Source organism: Streptomyces sp. DH12, assembly GCF_020873895.1.
Classification (GTDB): domain Bacteria; phylum Actinomycetota; class Actinomycetes; order Streptomycetales; family Streptomycetaceae; genus Streptomyces.
Genome location: NZ_JAHWGT010000005.1, coordinates 28,803 through 46,175, shown reverse-complemented (window position 1 = coordinate 46,175; position 17,373 = coordinate 28,803). Strand labels below are relative to the sequence as shown.

The 17,373-nt window shown below is 75.7% G+C and carries 19 protein-coding genes and 1 pseudogene; 7 read left to right on the top strand and 13 right to left on the bottom strand.

The genetic code is table 11. The annotated features are described in order from the left end of the window. Positions 1 to 40 precede the first annotated feature (40 nt). Positions 41 to 898: pseudogene (locus tag LPA54_RS05910) on the top strand (alpha/beta fold hydrolase); the annotation flags it as partial. Between the two features lie 33 nt (positions 899 to 931). Here the strand turns inward: LPA54_RS05910 and LPA54_RS05905 are convergent. The 3 genes from LPA54_RS05905 to LPA54_RS05895 form a co-directional block, all read right to left on the bottom strand. Further along, on the bottom strand, positions 932 to 1,594 hold the full coding sequence (locus LPA54_RS05905; RefSeq protein WP_228974484.1) for a DedA family protein: 663 nt from the start codon (positions 1,592 to 1,594) through the stop codon (positions 932 to 934). Positions 1,595 to 1,777: 183 nt separating this feature from the next. Further along, the gene (locus LPA54_RS05900) at positions 1,778 to 1,954 is read right to left on the bottom strand and encodes a hypothetical protein (protein WP_228974483.1); all 177 of its coding nucleotides are present in this window, start codon (positions 1,952 to 1,954) and stop codon (positions 1,778 to 1,780) included. A 382-nt stretch (positions 1,955 to 2,336) separates the two neighbouring features. Continuing rightward, positions 2,337 to 2,507, bottom strand: a complete 171-nt coding sequence (locus LPA54_RS05895) for a hypothetical protein (RefSeq protein WP_058939978.1) — start codon at positions 2,505 to 2,507, stop codon at positions 2,337 to 2,339. Positions 2,508 to 2,726: 219 nt separating this feature from the next. Between LPA54_RS05895 and LPA54_RS05890 the strand changes: the two genes are divergently transcribed. Both LPA54_RS05890 and LPA54_RS05885 read left to right on the top strand, forming a co-directional pair. Then, on the top strand, positions 2,727 to 3,077 hold the full coding sequence (locus LPA54_RS05890) for a YciI family protein (protein WP_308112801.1): 351 nt from the start codon (positions 2,727 to 2,729) through the stop codon (positions 3,075 to 3,077). 5 nt (positions 3,078 to 3,082) lie between these two features. Continuing rightward, positions 3,083 to 4,402, top strand: a complete 1,320-nt coding sequence (locus LPA54_RS05885; RefSeq protein ID WP_228974482.1) for an RNA polymerase sigma factor — start codon at positions 3,083 to 3,085, stop codon at positions 4,400 to 4,402. Positions 4,403 to 4,563: 161 nt separating this feature from the next. Here the strand turns inward: LPA54_RS05885 and LPA54_RS05880 are convergent, their stop codons facing one another. Continuing rightward, on the bottom strand, positions 4,564 to 5,907 hold the full coding sequence (locus tag LPA54_RS05880; protein ID WP_228974480.1) for a LuxR C-terminal-related transcriptional regulator: 1,344 nt from the start codon (positions 5,905 to 5,907) through the stop codon (positions 4,564 to 4,566). Positions 5,908 to 6,358: 451 nt separating this feature from the next. On the opposite strand from LPA54_RS05880, the gene LPA54_RS05875 reads away from it, so the two are divergent. The 3 genes from LPA54_RS05875 to LPA54_RS05865 all read left to right on the top strand — a co-directional run bounded on the left by LPA54_RS05875 (position 6,359) and on the right by LPA54_RS05865 (position 9,133). Continuing rightward, positions 6,359 to 7,519 (top strand): S8 family peptidase, encoded by a 1,161-nt coding sequence (locus tag LPA54_RS05875; protein WP_228974478.1) that lies wholly within the window; start codon positions 6,359 to 6,361, stop codon positions 7,517 to 7,519. A 593-nt stretch (positions 7,520 to 8,112) separates the two neighbouring features. Next, the gene (locus LPA54_RS05870; protein WP_228974477.1) at positions 8,113 to 8,433 is read left to right on the top strand and encodes a hypothetical protein; all 321 of its coding nucleotides are present in this window, start codon (positions 8,113 to 8,115) and stop codon (positions 8,431 to 8,433) included. Between the two features lie 46 nt (positions 8,434 to 8,479). After that, positions 8,480 to 9,133, top strand: coding sequence for a helix-turn-helix transcriptional regulator (locus LPA54_RS05865; RefSeq protein WP_228974475.1), 654 nt, complete (start codon positions 8,480 to 8,482; stop codon positions 9,131 to 9,133). A 203-nt stretch (positions 9,134 to 9,336) separates the two neighbouring features. On the opposite strand, the gene LPA54_RS05860 is transcribed toward LPA54_RS05865, so the two are convergent. The 5 genes from LPA54_RS05860 to LPA54_RS05840 all read right to left on the bottom strand — a co-directional run bounded on the left by LPA54_RS05860 (position 9,337) and on the right by LPA54_RS05840 (position 13,706). Then, positions 9,337 to 10,458 (bottom strand): hypothetical protein, encoded by a 1,122-nt coding sequence (locus tag LPA54_RS05860; RefSeq protein WP_228974473.1) that lies wholly within the window; start codon positions 10,456 to 10,458, stop codon positions 9,337 to 9,339. A gap of 337 nt (positions 10,459 to 10,795) precedes the next feature. After that, on the bottom strand, positions 10,796 to 11,632 hold the full coding sequence (locus LPA54_RS05855; protein WP_228974471.1) for a hypothetical protein: 837 nt from the start codon (positions 11,630 to 11,632) through the stop codon (positions 10,796 to 10,798). Beyond that, positions 11,629 to 12,195 carry an RNA polymerase sigma factor gene (locus tag LPA54_RS05850; protein WP_228974469.1) on the bottom strand — a complete coding sequence of 189 codons (567 nt, stop codon included), beginning with the start codon at positions 12,193 to 12,195 and terminating at the stop codon, positions 11,629 to 11,631. Before LPA54_RS05850 ends, LPA54_RS05855 begins: the two co-directional genes overlap by 4 nt. After that, positions 12,192 to 12,437 carry a hypothetical protein gene (locus LPA54_RS05845; protein ID WP_228974468.1) on the bottom strand — a complete coding sequence of 82 codons (246 nt, stop codon included), beginning with the start codon at positions 12,435 to 12,437 and terminating at the stop codon, positions 12,192 to 12,194. The genes LPA54_RS05850 and LPA54_RS05845 overlap by 4 nt, the downstream gene beginning before the upstream one ends. Positions 12,438 to 12,533: 96 nt before the next feature. Beyond that, positions 12,534 to 13,706 carry an aromatic acid exporter family protein gene (locus LPA54_RS05840; RefSeq protein WP_228974466.1) on the bottom strand — a complete coding sequence of 391 codons (1,173 nt, stop codon included), beginning with the start codon at positions 13,704 to 13,706 and terminating at the stop codon, positions 12,534 to 12,536. 211 nt (positions 13,707 to 13,917) lie between these two features. Between LPA54_RS05840 and LPA54_RS05835 the strand changes: the two genes are divergently transcribed. Next, a complete protein-coding gene (locus LPA54_RS05835) occupies positions 13,918 to 14,685 on the top strand; it encodes an SDR family NAD(P)-dependent oxidoreductase (protein WP_228974464.1) in 768 nt (255 codons plus the stop codon). A gap of 46 nt (positions 14,686 to 14,731) precedes the next feature. On the opposite strand, the gene LPA54_RS05830 is transcribed toward LPA54_RS05835, so the two are convergent. The 4 genes from LPA54_RS05830 to LPA54_RS05815 form a co-directional block, all read right to left on the bottom strand. Beyond that, a complete protein-coding gene (locus tag LPA54_RS05830; protein ID WP_228974461.1) occupies positions 14,732 to 15,325 on the bottom strand; it encodes a GNAT family N-acetyltransferase in 594 nt (197 codons plus the stop codon). 92 nt (positions 15,326 to 15,417) lie between these two features. Then, positions 15,418 to 16,221, bottom strand: a complete 804-nt coding sequence (locus LPA54_RS05825; RefSeq protein ID WP_228974460.1) for a pectate lyase — start codon at positions 16,219 to 16,221, stop codon at positions 15,418 to 15,420. Between the two features lie 321 nt (positions 16,222 to 16,542). Then, positions 16,543 to 16,686 carry a DUF6126 family protein gene (locus tag LPA54_RS05820; RefSeq protein ID WP_198549267.1) on the bottom strand — a complete coding sequence of 48 codons (144 nt, stop codon included), beginning with the start codon at positions 16,684 to 16,686 and terminating at the stop codon, positions 16,543 to 16,545. Then, positions 16,676 to 17,341, bottom strand: coding sequence for a helix-turn-helix domain-containing protein (locus LPA54_RS05815; protein WP_228974458.1), 666 nt, complete (start codon positions 17,339 to 17,341; stop codon positions 16,676 to 16,678). Before LPA54_RS05815 ends, LPA54_RS05820 begins: the two co-directional genes overlap by 11 nt. Positions 17,342 to 17,373: the final 32 nt, after the last annotated feature.

The following is a 17,373-nucleotide window of genomic DNA, read 5'->3' as shown; positions in this document are numbered from 1 at the left end:
GTCAGGGGTTCCGGCAGAGTCGAGTCCGTGGAGGCTGTCCGTGTTCGAGGGTTTCGCGTTGACGCGCCGTGCGGGTGACGGGGCGGAGTTGAGGGTGCGTCACGGCGGTGACGGGCCCCCCGTGCTGCTGCTGCACGGCCATCCCCGCACGCACGCCACCTGGCACCGCGTCGCGCCGCTGCTGACGGCCGCGGGGTACACCGTGGTCTGCCCCGACCTGCGCGGGTACGGCGGGTCCGCCAAGCCGCCGACCGACGACGCGCACCGCCCGTACGCCAAGCGGGCCATGGCGCGCGACGTCCTGGCGGTCATGCGCGGCCTCGGCCACCAGCGGTTCGCCGTCGTCGGCCACGACCGCGGCGCCTACGTGGCCACCCGCCTGGCCCTGGACCATCCGGAGGCGGTCCGCGCGCTGAGCGTGCTGGACGCCGTGCCCATCGGTGAGGCGCTGCGGCGCTGCGGGCCGGACTTCGCCGCCCGCTGGTGGCACTGGTTCTTCCTCGGGCAGACCGACAAGCCCGCCGAACGGGTCATCGACGCCGACCCCGACGCCTGGTACCGGGGCAGCCCCGACCGGATGGGCGCCGAGGCGTACGAGGACTACCACCGCGCGATCCACGATCCGGCCACCGTGCACGCGATGTGCGAGGACTACCGGGCCGGGCTCGGCGTGGACCGGGAGCACGACGACGCCGACCGGGCGGCCGGGCGCCGCGTCGCCTGCCCCGTCCAGGTGCTGTGGGCCACCCGCGACGACATGGTCGACCTGTACGGCGACGTGCTGGGCGTCTGGCGGGACTGGGCCGGCGACCGGCTGGAAGGCGGCCCCGTGGAGTCGGGGCACCACATGGCGGAGGAGGCCCCCGACGCGCTCGCCGCGGCGCTGCACGGCTTCTGGCGCACCGTCCCGCGGCTGGGGCGGCGCGGCCCCTCACGAGGTGCGGTGGCGCGCCTTCCTGCTGTCCCGCCGCCGTACGACCAGGTACGCCACGAGGGCGAGGGCGGCCAGGGCGAGGACGACCTTGGTGAAGACGCCGACGTAGGTGTCGACGACCGACCACTGGTCGCCCAGCCAGTAGCCGGCCAGGACGAGGACGGAGTTCCAGATCAGGCTGCCGAGCGCGGTCAGCGCGACGAACACGGGCAGCGGCATGCGCTCCACCCCGGCGGGGACGGAGATGAGGCTGCGGAAGACGGGCACCATCCGGCCCAGGAAAACCGCCTTGGTGCCGTGCTTGGCGAACCACTCCTCGGTGCGGTCGAGGTCGGACTTCTTCACGAGCGGCAGCTTCGCCCAGATCGCCCGTACCCGGTCCCGCCCGTAGAGCCGGCCGATCCAGTAGAGCGCGACGGCGCCGACGACGGAGCCGAGGGTCGTCCAGAACAGCGCCGAGGCGACCGAGAGCACGCCGCGGGCGGCGGCGAACCCGGTCAGGGGCAGGATCATCTCGCTGGGCAGGGGCGGGAAGAGGTTCTCCAGCGCGATGGCCAGACCGGCTCCGGGGCCGCCCAACGTGTCGACGAGGTCGACCACCCATCCCGCGACGCCGCCCTCGGGCTGTGCCGCGGCGACGGACGTGTGCTCCATGTGCATCTCCCAGCTGGCTTCCGGTCTCCGGGGCCCCTCGCCCCGATCCGCCTCCCACAGGGGAACGGGCAGGTCGGCGGCGTGTGGGACCGCGCGACGACCCGGTGGCGCGGCCCGTCCCCGGCGGGGCCCCACGGGCTCCCGGGCCCGGACGGGCCGCTGCGCGGGTCGGTGCCCGCGACCCTCGGGTCAGTGCCCGCGGCCCCGCCCGATCCGGCTGCCGCCGATGCCCGCCACGTGCAGGGCGAGCGCCATGAGGCCGAGGAGCATGATATTGCCGGAGGAGAACACGTCGTTCGTCGCGATGTCGGCGGCGTTGATCAGGAAGGCGATGAAGAACAGCACCGCAGCGGCTATACCCAGCATGGGAAACACCCCATTCGTCGTCGTGGTGCTGCTCGTCTTCCCCGGCTTCCGCCGCTCAGACCACCCGCGCCGCTCGTGTCACCGGGAACTCCCGGGCCGCTCCGGCCACTCGGGCCGCTCCGGCCGCTTTGTCCGTACGCGTCCGTGGCCGACCGGTGCGTGCGCCCCGGCGCCCCGAGGGGCCCGGGGCGGTGGCCGTTGGAGGTGCCGGTCCCTGCGATGGCACGGCCGCCGCCCCGGGCCGTGCCCTGTCGGATACCCCATCGTCGGCCGCTTACGGGGGGTGGGCGCGAGACGGCCGGCGTCCGGCCTCCGCGCGAAAGCGCCGCGGCCCGCACTCGAGGGTTCGAGTGCGGGCCGCGGCCTCGGATACGGACGCCGTCTACCAGCGGTACCAGCGTCCGCGCTTGCCGCCGGCGCCTGCCGAGCGCATGACGAAGCCCAGGAGCCACACCACGAGCACGATCACGGCGACCCACCACAGCGCCTCGAGCGCGAAGCCCGCACCGAACAGGACGAGCGCGAGCAGAAGGACAAGAAGCAGGGGAACCATAGTTATCAACCTCCGCTCCCACGTGTGCCCCGCCTGGCCCCATACACACGTTCGGCACCCCGGGGGCGTCCCCCGGGCGGTGCGGGGGCTGCCGGGACGGGCCGGAGCGTCCCGTGGAGAATTTCCTCCTCCAGGCTGTCGATCCCGCCGTGGCGCGTTCGTCGTCATGGTGTGCGGCGCCCGCCGCACGCGAGCCGGTAGGTGACAGGAGTGCGAACCGTGAAGTACATGCTGCTGATCAACGCGGGTGCCGTCGACGAGAGCGGCGCCGCCGCCGGGTGCGACGTCCGGGAGTGGATGGCGTACGACGAGGAGGTGCGGGACGCGGGGATCCTCGTCTCGGGCGAGTCGCTGGCCGACCTGGTCACCGCGACCACGGTCCGGGTCGGCGAGGACGGGCGGCGGTCGGTCGTCGACGGCCCGTTCGCCGAGACCCGCGAGGTGCTGGGCGGTTTCTACGTGATCGACGTGCCGGACCTGGACGTCGCGCTGGACTGGGCGGGGCGCTGCCCCGGCGCGCGCGGCGGGGGCTCGGTCGTGGTGCGGCCGGTCGCGGACTTCGGGGCCTGAGCGCCGTGGCGGACCGGGCGTCCGGAGCGGAACGGGCCGTGGAGGCGGTGTTCCGGGAGGAGCACGGCCGGCTCCTCGCCTCGCTCGTCCGCCGCTTCGGCGACCTCGACCTCGCCGAGGAGGTGGCCTCCGAGGCGATGGAGGCGGCGCTGGTGCACTGGCCGGAGCGCGGCGTCCCGGAGCGGCCGGGCGCCTGGTTGCTGACCACGGCCCGGCGCCGGGCCGTCGACCGGCTGCGGCGGGACCAGGCGTACGCCGCGCGGCTCGGCGTCCTGCGGGCGGAGGCGGAACGGGCGGAACCCGCCCCGCCCGCCGACGCCGGCACCGGGTCGGGCGCCGGTGCGGAGCTGCCCGACGACCGTCTCCAGCTGTTCTTCACGTGCGCCCACCCCGCGCTGCCGGACGAGGTGCGCGGAGCGCTGGTGCTGCGCTTCCTCGCCGGGCTGTCCACGCCGGAGGTCGCACGGGCCTACCTGGTACCGACGGCGACGATGGCGCAGCGGATCGTGCGGGCCAAGAAGAAGATCAGCCAGGCCCGGGTGCCGTTCCGGGTGCCCGCCCCGGACGAACTGCCCGAGCGGCTGCCGGGCGTGCTCCAGGTGCTGTACTCGCTCTTCACGGAGGGGTACGCGGCCAGCTTCGGGGCGGACCTCCAGCGGCCGGACCTCGCCGGGGAGGCGATCCGGCTGGCGCGGATCCTCCGGCGGCTGCTGCCGGCGCAGCGGGAGGTGACCGGGCTGCTGGCGCTGATGCTGCTGGTCCACGCGCGGCGGGAGGCCCGTACGGGGCCGGGCGGGGAGATGGTGCTGCTGGCGGAGCAGGACCGCGGCCGCTGGGACCGCGCGTTGATCGAGGAGGGCCTCGCCCTGGTGCCCGCCGCGCTGACCGGCGGCCCGCCCGGCCCGTACGGGGTGCAGGCGGCCATCGCCGCCCTGCACGACGAGGCGCCGGACCTGGCGGGTACCGACTGGCCGCAGATCGCCGCGCTCTACGACGTGCTGCTCGGTCTGGACCCGTCGCCGGTCGTCGCCCTCAACCGGGCGGTGGCCGTGGCGATGCGCGACGGCCCGGCAGCGGGTCTGGCGCTGCTCGACGCCCTGGTGGACGCCCGGCCCGGCGCCTCGGGTGGGGGCCCGGCGGACGGGCGGCGGCTGAGCGCCTACCACCCCTTCCACGCCGCCCGGGCCGACCTGCTGGAGCGCCTCGGCCGGCGGGCGGAGGCCGCGGAAGGCTACCGCCGGGCGCTCGACCTCGCCGGTACCACCGCGGAACGGGCCCGCCTGCGGCGCGTCCTCGACGCCCTGGAGGCGCCGCCGCGCCGCTGACGGGGCGGACGGCGCGGCTGGTCATTGGGCGGGCGGGTGCCGTCCGGGCGGCGCCTGACGGCGGTCCGGGGGCGTCCGGCGGTCCGGGAGGCGCCTTCACGGGGGTGGCGGCGGTCGCGGCGCTCGCCTTGCCGGCTGGTGGCGGCGGGTGGCGGCGCTCGTCAGTCGAGGAGGCCGAGGCGCACCGCCTGCACGCCCGCCGCGAACCGGCTGTCCGCGCCGAGCTTGGCCACCAGCGCGGTCAGCAGGCGGCGCAGGGTGCGTTCGGAGCAGCCCAGCCGGCGGGCGATCGCCTCGTCCTTCGCGCCGGCGGCGAGCAGGGCCAGCACCTCGCGCTCCCTGGGCGAGTAGTCCTCGGGCGCGGCGCCGGTGCCGTGCGGTCTCACGTCCGTCGCCGCGGGGCGGCCCACCCCCCAGTGGTGGTCGAAGACCCGGGCGAAGCAGTCGGCGAGGCGGGGGCTGTGGAGGATGACGTCGCCCGAGGAGTCGTCCCGGCCCTCCACCGTCCCCACGGCCATGACCGTGACGGTCCGGTCGACGACGTTGAGGTGCAGCGGCACGGTGGAGGCGACGCGCACCTGGGCGCCGTGGTCCATCAGCGCGGAGAGGTAGTGGGCGACACCCGTGCGCCGCAGGGCGCGGGCGGAGACGAGCAGGCGGAGTTCCACACCGCGTTCCAGCATCCGCAGGTCGGCTTCCAGGCCGCTCTCCAGGACGTCCCGTCCGGGGAAGCTGGTGCGCATGCCGAGGACCTGCTCCTGGCAGAGCGCGTCGAGGTCCTCGATCCGCTCGCGCAGTCGGGCCCGGTCGTCGAAGAACTCCGCCTCGACCGTCTCACGCCGCGCCGCGGGCGCCGAGGCGGGGAGGAGGCGCAGGACGTCGTCGAAGGCGTCCAGGCCCCGGTGGAGTTCCTCCCGGTACCGGTCGATCCGCGCCCGGTGCTCGACGAGGAGTTCGTGCAGCGCGCGTTGCGGGGACTGGACGTGCCGGCGCCGCTCGTCGAGCAGGCGCCGCTCGGCCAGCCAGCGCCGCACCTCGGGCGCGAGCAGGTCCGTGTCGCCGGGGGCCGGGGCGGTCGCACGGGGGCCGGTGGCCCGGGCGGACGCCGCCGTGGGGGCGGCGGCATCGACCGCACCGGTGGGAGCGGGCCCCTCGGCGCGCCGGCCCATCCGGCCCTCCCCGTCGGACCGTTCGGACCGTTCGGGCCGGTCCTGCCGCTCGGGCCGGCCGGGTTCACGGCCCGGTTCGGGCGGGCCGGGTTCACGGCCCGGTTCGGGCCGGTCCCTTTCACGGTCCCCGCGGGGCCGGCCGTGTTCGTCGTCCGGGGCGTGCCGGTGCAGGAGCGTCTCGTAGGCGGCTCGGGCCGCCGCCAGTACCTCGCCGTGCCTGGTGGCCGGTTCCACCCGGGGTGCTCCCGGCGCGCCGAAGGGCGCGTCGGGAGGCACGGGCGCCGGCGGTCCGGCCGGCGGTTCCCCGGGGCGGAGGCGGGCGGTCTTGCGTGGCATGGACAGGACCCTAGAGCCGCCGTCGTGCCCTTGGCCATGGGTTCCTGCCCCGCTGATCCCCGTGATGTCCGCCACCGGTCACGCCTGATTCGGCCGTGGTCAACCCGTCGTCCCCGTCGCTATGTTCGGTTCCGCGCCGAGAATCGCGCGGACCGGCCGGGCGGCGACCCCGCCTCGCGGTCCGCCCTCCCGGTGCGTGCCGGCACCGCGACGAGGAGCAGTGCCCGGCCGCCACGGACCCTCGTCCCGTGGTGACGACGCACCCGCTGACGCAATGCCGCACGCCGCACCACAGCCGCACGACGTCCGCCGCCGTGCCGTGCTGTCCATCCCCCGCACGCCCGCCATCCCCGACGGGACGGTCACCCCATGGGCCGCCCGCTCGGCGTCGTGCGCCCCCACACCGGCTGGCACCCCGCAGCCGGCCTCACGATGAGGTGTTCGCTTCCCCATGCGCAGAATTCACATCGCCGCCCTCACCCTCGCGTTCCCCGTGGCCATGATCCCGGCCGCCGCCTCCGCCGCCACGGCCGTGGAGCCCACGCCCGCTCCCCTCACGGTCGCCCAGGCCCCCGCCGCCCAGGAGATCAAGGGCCGCTACATCGTGACCCTCAAGGCGGGCGCCGACCCGTCCGGTCTCGCCAAGGGCGAGTCCGTCCGGACCCGCCACGTGTACCGCAACGTCCTCAACGGCTTCGCCGCCGACCTGAACGCCACCCAGCTGGAGGAGCTGCGGCGGGACTCGCGCGTCCTGTCCATCGAGGAGGACCAGAAGGTCAGCGCCTCGGCCACCCAGACCAACGCCCCCTGGGGCCTGGACCGCATCGACCAGCGCAGCGGCCGCAACGGTACGTACACCTACACCCGCAACGGCTCCGGTGTGACGGCGTACGTCATCGACACCGGCATCGACACGGCCCACAGCGACTTCGGCGGCCGGGCCCGCAACGTCTTCGACGCCTTCGGCGGCAACGGCCAGGACTGCAACGGCCACGGCACGCACGTCGCCGGCACCGTCGGCGGTACGACGTACGGCGTGGCCAAGGGCGTCCAGCTGCGCGGTGTGCGCGTGCTCGACTGCCAGGGCTCCGGTTCGTTCTCCGGCATCATCGCCGGCTTCGACTGGGTGCGGCAGAACGCGGTCAAGCCGGCGGTGGCGAACGCCTCGCTGGGCGGCGGCTACTCCGCCGCCCTCAACAACGCCGCGACCGCCCTGGCCAACTCCGGTGTCCACCTGGCCGTCGCCGCGGGCAACGAGAACCAGGACGCGTGCAACGTCTCCCCCGCCAGCGCCGCGGGCACGATCACGGTCGCCGCGTCGGACTCCTCCGACCGCAAGGCGAACTTCAGCAACTACGGCAGCTGCACCGACCTGTACGCCCCGGGCGTCAGCATCTCCTCGGCGCGGGCCGGCGGCGGCTCCACGGCGATGAGCGGCACCTCGATGGCATCGCCGCACGTCAGCGGCGTGGCGGCCTTGTACAAGTCGACGTACGGCGACGCTTCCAGCTCCAGCGTCAACAACTGGCTCACCAGCAACAGCACCGCCAACGTCATCGGCGGCAACGTCGGCAGCACCCCGAACCGGCTGCTGTTCAAGTCCACGCTCTGAGCCCACGCTTCCCGCTCCCGCCGAAGAGGCCGTCGGCGCGCCCGACCGCGGCGCTTCCGGCGGGGTGAGGGCGGGGCACCGGGCACCGCCCCCTTGGTCAGCCGGTCCGCCGGTCCGTGGCGAAGGGGGCGCACCCGCGTCCCCGCGGTCCGGATGCCGCGCCCGCCCCCAGCGGTGGGGCGGGCGCCGCGGCGGATGGTCGCAGCCACCGCGCTCGACGGCAAGCGGGCCGCGAGGGACGGAACTGACCGACAGGCGCGGTCGGTACGACGGCCCGCCGGCGTCGGCCGTCGGCAACCGCGTGTCCTTCCCCCGCCGACACCGCAGTTCAGCGGCCCGCCCGACACACCGGTGCCGTCCGGCGCGTACCCGGGGCCCCGGGGGCCGGGGAGGGCGGGGCGCCGCTCGTGCGCCGTGTCCTGTGGGACGACCGTGACCGAAGGCCCCGTCGGGGCGGCCGGGCGGTGGCACGATGCTGGGCACCGCGACCGTCACCGGACCGACCGCCGCCGCGCCGCCCGGCACACCCGGGCCCGCGCCGGCAGGGGTGGCCGCCGCGTCCCGTCAGCTCCGCGCACCACCAGGGAGAGTCCATGCCCTCACACCATCACGCGCCCACGACGACCCGCCGTCCCGCCTTACCCGACGTCGCAACAGCTCTACGGGCGGCCCTCGCCGTCCTCCTGATCGTCCTCGTGATCGTCGTCGTGGCCGTCCTCGTCGTCCTGGCCGTCAGCGGCCCGCGGCCCGTGCCTCCCCCGTCCCTGTGGTGCGGCGCCTTCCTGCTGTGGGCGGTCGCGTTCGCACGTCCCGTCGCCGCACCGCCGGCCCGCCGCACCGCGCTCCGACCGCGCCTGACGTGGCGGCTGCGGTTGCGGCTCACGTACGTCACCGAGCCGTTCACCGCGGCCTAGGCCGGTGGCGGGTGTGGCCGGCCGTCGGGGCCGCCCCGTGAAACCCGTGCCACCGGGGCCCGTCGGCGCGTTCGCCGAGCGGCTGCGCCTGGCCCGGCGGTACCGGGGGCTGTCCCGGGATGAGGTGGCCAAGGCGATGGCGTGTTCCCTGGCGACGGTCCGCCGCGCCGAGGCGGGGGACACGCTGCCGCAACTCCCCATCGCCCGCTCGTACGCCGCCGTCTGCGGCATCGATCCGGACGAGGTGGAGGCCCTGTGGAAGCGGGCCCGCCGGGCCGACCGCCGCCGGCCCGGCCCGGCCGCCCCGGACCCGTCCGCGGAGCTGCGCTCGGTGTGCGACTTCGCGGGCCTGGGCGCCCTGCTCGTCGTCGTGTACGAGGAGGCGGGGGCGCCGTCCTACCGGGAGCTGGAGCGGCGGGCCAAGCCGCGTGCCCGTGAACTCGCGCCGCTGCCCCGCTCGACCGTCGGGCGCGTCCTGGCGGGCGCGCCCCTGTCGGAACGGCGCCTGGTGGCCTTCCTCACCGCGTGCGGGGTGCCGGAGGAGACGTTCCCGCTGTGGCTGCGGGCGCGCCGCCGCGCCCACCGCAGCCGTACCCTCGCCAGGCGGCGGCTCAGCAGGGTACGGGCCGCCGAGGCCGCCTGGAGCAGCCGGTCCCGGCTGGAGTACGAACGGGCGCTCGACTCGCTCCGGCCCTCGTGACCGCGCCCGGAGCCGTCCCCGCGACGGCCCGGGGCGCCGGCCCCGGCTTGCCCCGGCCCCCGCCGGCCCCGGGCCCGTCCTCGGCCGGGTCCGGGGGGCTGCCCCGGACCCGGGAGCAGCCCGGCGGATCCGGAGCCCCCCCGCCCCGCCCGGCGCGCGACCGCCGTGCGGGTCGCGCGCTCCCGGCCGCCGGCGGGGGGTCCTCAGCCGTTCGCCGCCCACTGGTGGGTGGCGCCCCGGTGGACGGCGGCGTGGACGCGGTCCCGCAGCCGGTTCGCCTCCCGGTCGGTGAGGGTGCGGTCCAGGTGCCGCAGCACCACCTTCAGCAGGACGTTCTTCTGGTCGGGCCGGGCACCGAGGCGCGCCAGGGCCTGCGGCGGAAGCTCCCGGCAGGGCGTCTCCGCCAGGATCTCCACCGACTCCACGCAGTCGGCGTCGGCGCCGAGCACGTCGCGGACCCGGTCGCCGAGGTCCTCGACGAGGTCGTCGCGGTCCACGGCGACGGAGAGGTCACGGCGGACGGCGGGCATCGCCGACACGGGCCGGTACGGCGCGAGGTCCGTCATCTGCGCGGCGACGGACGGGTCGGCCGACCGCAGCAGGCGGATGTCGGGGATGCCCTTCAGCAGCATCAGGACGCGGTCCAGCCCCATGCCGAGGGCCAGCCCGCTCCACGCGGCGCCCAGGCCGGCGCGGGCGAGCACCCCCGGGTGGGCGAGGCCGCACTCGGCGACCTCGACCCACGCGCCGCCGGAGGCCGCGTCGACCTGCCGGCCGGCCAGGGTGTACGGGTGGACGCGGGGCTCGCAGCGGTGGGCGGAGCCGGGGAGCAACGCGTCGAGGAGCACGGTGACCAGCTCGTCCAGGCCGTCAGGGGTCATGGGGGCGGGGCGGCGGGTGACGCGCCACAGGTCGACTTGGTGCGGGGTGCCGGTGTGCAGGCGGTCGATGGAGTCGCGGCGGTAGACGAGGCCGGGGCAGACGAGCAGCACGTCCTCGGACGGGTCGGCGGCCAGCGCGCGCAGCGCCCCCGGGACGAGCGCGCTGGAGTGGCTGCGCAGCATCCGCCGGTCGTCGACGTACCGGGTGTAACGGGCGTCGCGGGTGATGTCGTCGGGGTCGTAGCCGAGGTGGTCGTAGTTGTCGGTGACGGTGACGATCCGTTCGCCGCGCCACCAGCGGACCTCGCACCCCCAGTGGTCGGCGAGCGCGCCGACGGCGCGTGCGAGGAGCGGTTGGAGGGCGTGCGGGCCGGCGGCGGGGTCGGTGAGGTCGCGGACGGCGAGGTCGTCGGCGAGCCGGTCGGCGGAGAGGTGGGCGTGCATGGTGACTCCCGGGGAGCGGTGACGGATGGCGGATCGGGGTCGCCCCCCGGCCCTGGGTCCACCGCTCGTCGGGTCAGTCCGCCCGGCCCTCCGGCCACGGCGACGTCCGGCCCCTGCGGCGCCCTCGGGGGGCCAGGGGGCCGGTAAATCGGCGGGAGTTCGCCACGACGGCCACGCGCGCAGCGTAGGCACCGGCCCGTCGCCGCCGCCACGGGTTATCGGGTGCCCGTGCCGGCGATCACGGCGTCAGCCGTGGCGGGTGCTGGAAGCCCGGGCGCCGAGCGGGGCCCCGGGCCGTGGTCGGCGCGGGACCCCGCTCGGGGCGGGGTGGCCGTCGTCAGTGGAGGAGGCAGCCCACCTGGGTGAGGAGGAGGGCGTGGGGTTCGGTGAGGTGCTCGGGGGCGTCCTCGGCCGGGTCCGCCCCGTCCAGGGCGCGCGCGACCAGCGCCCGCAGCGCTCCGACCGTGTCGGCCCGCGACGAGACGTCGCACTCCAGGACCGGAACGGACGCGTCGAGCGCCAGCGCCCGCCGGATCCTTGCCAGGGGGTGGCTCGTCCCTCCGCCGGGCCGCAGCACCACGACCACGTAGGGCAGGCCCGCCGCCTCGACCCGGTCCAGGTGGATGAAGCACTCCGTGAGCCGCCGCGTGTCGGCCACGACGACCGCCCCGAGCGCCCCCTCGGCGAGCTCGCACCACCCGCCGGGCCCGGACCGGCAGAGCCGCGCCGGGGAGGCGAACAGGAACAGGTCGAGGTCGCCGGTGAGAGCGATCCGCCCGACAACCGGCGGGTTCGGGCCGCCCCCGGCGGACCGGCCCGTGCCGGCGGCGCCGGCGGACCCGTCCCCCTCCTCCCCCTCCGGCGCCGGAGGGGCGGGCGCGAGTCGGTCGGCGGCCGTCGCCACGAACCCGACCGCTTCCGCGCCCCCCAGGACCAGCATCTTCACGGCGGTACCCGCGGGCGCCTCCTGCGGTTCGCCGGGGGCGGGCGCGGCCATCCACGCCATCAGCTGCTCCAGCCCCGCCTCGACGTCGTCCCCCTCCGCGGCGGGGTCCGCGGGGACGTCCGCGCCGTCGAGCCCGCCCAGCAGGTCCGTCACCGTGGTGAGCCTGCGCGGCCGCGCGTCGTCACCGCCGATGCGGTAGGTAGGGGGCGTCTGCTCGTCACCGCTCACCTGGCCACCTCCTCTCCTGCGGCCGTCTCCCACCAGTCGGACGGGAAGACGACCTCCGTCGCGAACTCCGCGAGCAGCGCCCTGCGGGCGTTCGCCAGGTGCACCCGTACCGTGCTGGGGCTCAGCGACAGGTGCTCGGCGATCTCCGTACTGGTCCACTCCCCCTGCCACCGCAGCAGCGCGACGCGCCGCTGCGCGGGTGGCATCGCGTCCATGACGTCCCAGCACCGCTTCAGCAGCAGACCGGACACCGCCTCGCGGGACGTGTCGTGCGGGGACGCCTCGGACAGCTCCGGCAGGGGTACGTGGCGCCGGGCGCCGCCCCAGTGGTCGTACACCTTGTTCTTCAGGACGCCGAACAGCCACGCGCGCCGCGCGTCCGGGCCGAGCCCCCGCAGCCGGGACCAGGAGAGCGCCGCCGCCTGGAAGACCTCCTGCGTCAGGTCGTGGGCGAGGTGGGCCTCCCCGTGCAGCAGCCGGGTGGCGAACCGCAGGAGGTCGCCCCTGTGCTGCCGGTAGAGGGCGGCCACCTCCGTCCAGTACTCGGGGGGAACCCGGCTCACGAAGGGGCCCGCTCTCCGCCGGCCCCGCGGTCGCCGGGCCGCGCGGGCCCCACGCGCACCCGGAACGCCGGGCCGAACGAGCCGCGGTCCTGGGTGATCCGGGTGCCGGAGGGGGCGCGGGTCGCGACCTCCACCAACGTCCTGCGGCGGGAGCGCTCCGCGAGGAGCCGCAGGGCCCCGCTCAGCAGCACCACGGCCACGACCGGCCACGCCAGGCCGTCGACCGCCAGTTCACTCCACACGGGAGCCTCCGTCCGTCGTGTCCCACTCCATGCCCCTACATCGCCCGGGCGGCCGAAAGCGCTTAGGGACTGCTCGAGGCGCGCTCCGAGCCGCCCCTAACCGCTCGGGGCGCGCTCCGACGCCTCGCGGCCCGGGACGACCAGGCGGTCCGCCAGGCGGTGCGCCTGTACGAGCAGGGTGCCGTAGGTGGCCACCGCGTCGGGGTCGTCCGGCCTCGAACGGACCGCGTCGTCGCGGAGCTCGGCGAGTGAGCGGCGCAGCTCCTCCACGGCCTCGTCGAGTTCCCGCTCGCACCGCTCGTCGAACCGGTTGTGGCCGTAGAGGCGCAGGGTGTGCGCGGTCTGGCGGAGGAAGCCCGCGTAGCGGCGGGCGAGGGCGGGGTGGGGGCGGGCCGCGGCGCGGTCCTCGGATGCGGCGTCGAGGACGGCGCGGGTCACCTCGCTGGTGTGGACGGCGGCGTAGTCGAGGACGAGGACGGCGTCGTCGTAGTCCTTTCCGGGTGTCGCGGCGCCGTAGGCGCGGCGGCGGGGGTTGGCGCGCAGGCTCTCGCGGCTGCGGCCGATCGCCTCGCGGGCCTGGTCGACGAGGCGGTGCAGGTGCAGGGCGCGTTCGTGGCGGGCGTCGGCCTCGTCGGGGTCCCAGCAGTCGGAGTCGAGGCCGTCGGCGACCGCGTGGAGGATGTCGTGGGCCTCGCGGGTGGCGTCCTGGAGCGCGGCGCGCGTGTCGCGCAGGTAGACCGGGGGCCGGACGACGGCGTTGACGGTGATGCCGACCACCGCTCCGAAGAGGGTCTCGACGATCCTGGCCGTGGAGGTGGCCACGCTGACGGACGGCCCGGTCAGGACGAACAGGGCGCCGGTGGCCGCGTAGACGCCCTGGCTGCCGAGGCGCCGCCAGTTGCCGAGCAGGACGACCGTGGGCAGCACCAGGGCCATCGCCGCCATCGTGCTGTCCAGCAGCAGCGCGACCGCGGTGGCCGCGACGGTGCCGGTCGTGATCGCCGCGACCTGCTGGAGGCCGTGGGCGATGGAGCGGTACACGGTCGACTCGACCAGCACGATCGCCACCCACGGCGCGACGAAGGCCATGGGCGCCTCCAGCCACAGGCCCGCTACCGCCCAGGCGATCCAGGCGGCCAGCGCCGCCTTCAGCGCCTGGGCGGCGATGTCGCGTTCCCGGCCGGGCCCGGTGAGAGCCAGGGTGAGGGACCGGCCCGCGGTCTTCAGATGGCGTGCCGGCTGTCGGGCCGCGGCTCGTATCGCATGCATGGGAGTCCGGGTGCCACCGGTACGGGGGACGTATGCGTCCCGGCGGTGTGGGATGCGCGATCGCCACCGCACCGGCACCGGCACCGGGGCGCGGGGTGGCCCCGGTCCGGGGTGGGCACGGGCGGCGGGGGCGCTCACGGGCGGGGCCCGCCGGCTGGGAGGATGGCGGCGCGGTGGCCCGCGCCGCACGCGGCGGAGAGGGGAAACGGTCATGGGGCTGTCGTCGACGGGCAGGCGCGTCCTGGTCAGCGGCGCGTCACGGGGGTTGGGCCGCGCGGTGGCCCGGGCGTTCGCGGCCAACGGCGACCGGGTGGCCGTCCACTTCGGCTCGCGCGCCGAGGAGGCCCGCGCGACGTTCGACTCCCTCGCCGGCGGCGGCCACGCCCTCACCGGCGGCGACCTCGCCGACCCGGCGGGCGCGGCGGCCGTGGTGGACGCGGCGGCCGGGGCGCTCGGCGGGATCGACGTGCTGGTGAACAACGCGGCCGTGAACGTCCGCCATCCGCTGCCGGACACCCCGTACGAGGAGTGGGTGGCGGTGTGGCAGCAGCACGTCGCCGTGAACCTGCTGGCCACGGCGAACCTGAGCCACCTCGCGGCCCGGCGGATGATCGACGGGGGCGGCGGCGGCCGGATCGTCAACGTCGGGTCGCGCGGCGCGTTCCGCGGCGAACCCGACCACCCGGCCTACGGGGCGACGAAGGCGGCCGTCCACGCCCTGGGCCAGTCCCTCGCGGTCTCCCTCGCGCCCTACGGGATCGGGGTCGTCTCGGTCGCCCCCGGGTTCTTCGCGACGGAGCGGGTCTCCGCGCGCCTCGACGGCCCGGAGGGCGCCGTGATCCGCGCCCAGAGCCCCTTCGACCGCGTGGCGACGCCCGAGGAGGTCGCCGCCGCGGTGCTGTGGCTGGCCTCGCCCGCGGCCGAGTGGGCGTCGGGCACCATCCTGGACCTGAACGGCGCCTCGTACCTGCGTAGTTGAGGGCGGCACGGACCGCGGGGGTGTAAGGGGGCGGGGCGCCGGCGGGTCACCCGGTGACCGGCATGCCACCGGGGGCGCTCGGGGCCACCGCCTGGCCGGTCCGGTCGCGGGACAGCCGCCAGACGCGGACCTCGCCGGTCTCCCCCGGCGCGAGGCTCTCCTCGGGCCGGCGGGGCTGCTCGGTGAAGCCGAGACGGAACGGTACGGCGCCGCTGGCGGTGTTGGCCGGAGCGTGGACGATCTCGACGTGGTCGACGCCGGGCAGGCGGAGGGCCTGCTCGGTGAGGGCGCGGGCGGCCCGGGTGGCCACGCCACGACCGGTGGCGGCGGGGTGCAGCCAGTACCCGACCTCGCGCGTGTCGTCCGGGGTGCCGTGCCGCAGCAGCGTGGCGGCGCCGACGAGCGCGCCGTCCAGCACAACGGCGTAGGTGTGCTCCTCGCCGCTCGCCCAGCAGGCGGCGCGTTCGGCCAGGAACCGGGCGGTCCTCGCCCTGCTGTGCTCGCGGACCCAGGGCATCCACGGGCGCAGGTGCTCCAGCGACTCCTCGATGACCCGGAAGAGCTCCGGGAGGTCCGCCTCGCCGTCGAAGGCGCGCAGTGTGAGGTCGCCGAGCTCGATCACCGTGCGGGGAAGGTCCATCCGAGGATGATCGTACGGCTGGCCCGGAGGGGCAACGGCTTTCGCCGTCCCGGGCCCGGAAGGCGGCGCCGTCCGGGCCCGGGGCGGATCGGTCAGCGGTAGGTGATGTCGGAGGCGGCGTACCGGCAGTGGGTGCCGTCGGGGCCGCTGCCGTCGGTCGTCGGCTCCTTGCCGGTGTTGTTGCCGATGTACTTCTGGCAGGGGACGATCTTCCTGCCGGTGTCCCCGACGACGGTGATGTTGCGGAGGGTCGCGGAGTCACCGTAGTTGGTGTTGATGCCGACGATGCGGCTGCCCTTCCAGCTCACCTCGATGGTGTCGAGGTTGATGGTCCGCTTGTGCTGCGTCTTGCAGTTGCCGCAGGAACGGACGAAGGTGCCGAAGTTCTTCACGGCGAAGTCCGACACGTTGAGCGTGCCGGCGCCGTTGAACTGGAACACCTTGTCGGCGGCTTCCTTCGCGCCCCCGCCGTTGATGGTGTACACGCTGGAGGCGGACGTGCCGCGGAACGTGGCCGCGTCCTCGCCGACGTCCTCCCACCAGACGTTCTGCAGGGTGCAGCTGCCGAGGCAGTGGATGCCGTCGGCGGCGGGCGCGCCGATGACGACGTTCTTGAGGACGGTGCCGGGGGCCAGTTGCAGGATCGGCCCCTGGTCCTCGCCCTGGCCTCCCGAGCCCAGGTCGCCCGTGCCGTAGAGGCGCTTCATCCCGTAGTCCTTGCTGCCGGACAGGGAGATGGTGGAGGACACCGCCTGGCTTCCGGTGGGCGTCGGCCAGGTCGCCGCGCTCGCCGGGGACACTCCGCTCGTCATAAGCATGCCAAGGCTGAGCGTGGATGCGGCCGTGACACCGGCCAGCAGGCGCCCACGTCGGCGCGGTCGTACTGCAGACCTCATGGTCCGACTCCTTCTGTCGTCCTGCGTCACTACGGGGGCGGGGCACTGCCGCGCGATCGTTCATGTGCGTGCACAGCGTTCGCCATACGGACGGAGCCGCACCGCCCGGAGATCAGGGCGTGGTGGCCCGCGGCAACTCCTCGGCAGCTTGGGGCACACCCTTCCGCCACCCACCGAGCGACCCGTGGGGGAATCACATTTCTGAACGGAAGGTAGAGTGCAAGCGCTTTCTCGTCAACGCTCCGGACACAACCCGCGGACGGCGCGGGGCGGGGCACCCCCGAGTCGGGACACCCCGCCCTGACGGGTCGGCGGCGGCCGCTACTTGTCCCCGCCCAGGGTGAACAGCAGGTACAGGAAGCCGGAGAACAGATGGCCGGCCACGATGTAGGCGAACAGCCGGAGGACCAGTCCGCGGGGAAAACGGCCGTCTCCGCGTTCGACGCCGGTGTCTTCACGAGGCATGGGTGCCACCTTCGAAGGGGTTGGTGTGCCGCGGCGCGGCACCGGGGAGCGGACGGTCGGCGCCGCCCAGGCACAGGTCGCCGGTGTGGCTCTGCAACAGCGTGTGGACGAAGAGGAGGTCGGCGCCGTCGGGCGGGACGGCGCCCAGGCGGTGGGGGGTGAGGCTGTCGTAGTGGGCGGAGTCCCCCGCCTCCAGCCGGTGTTCCACCCCGCCGAGGAACAGCCGGAGGCGTCCTCGCAGCACGTACAGCCATTCCTCGCCCGGGTGGGAGCGGACCAGCTCGTTCTGCGGACCGCTCGGCGGGACGTGCACCCGCAGTGCCTGCATGGCCCGCCGCGGGCTGCCGGCCTGCCGGTACACCCAGCCGTCCACCTCCACCGGGTCCACGCCGCCCTCGCGGATCACGGGCTCCCGCTCCGGTGCCGACTCGCCGAGCATCTCGGATACCGTGGTGCCGTAGTTCCTGGCGAGCGTCAGCAGCAGGGGCAGCGAGGGCTGCCGCCGGCCGGTCTCCAGCCGGGAGAGGTGGGCCGGCGACATGCCGAGCCGCCTGGCCGCCGCCTCCAAGGTGAGGCCGGTGCGCCGCCGGAGGTCACGCAGCCTGGGCGCGACGCCGGGCAGTTCGCCGCCCGTTCCGGCGGCTTCGTGTTCCATGCCCCCATTGAGCCACGCCCCATGCCGCTGAG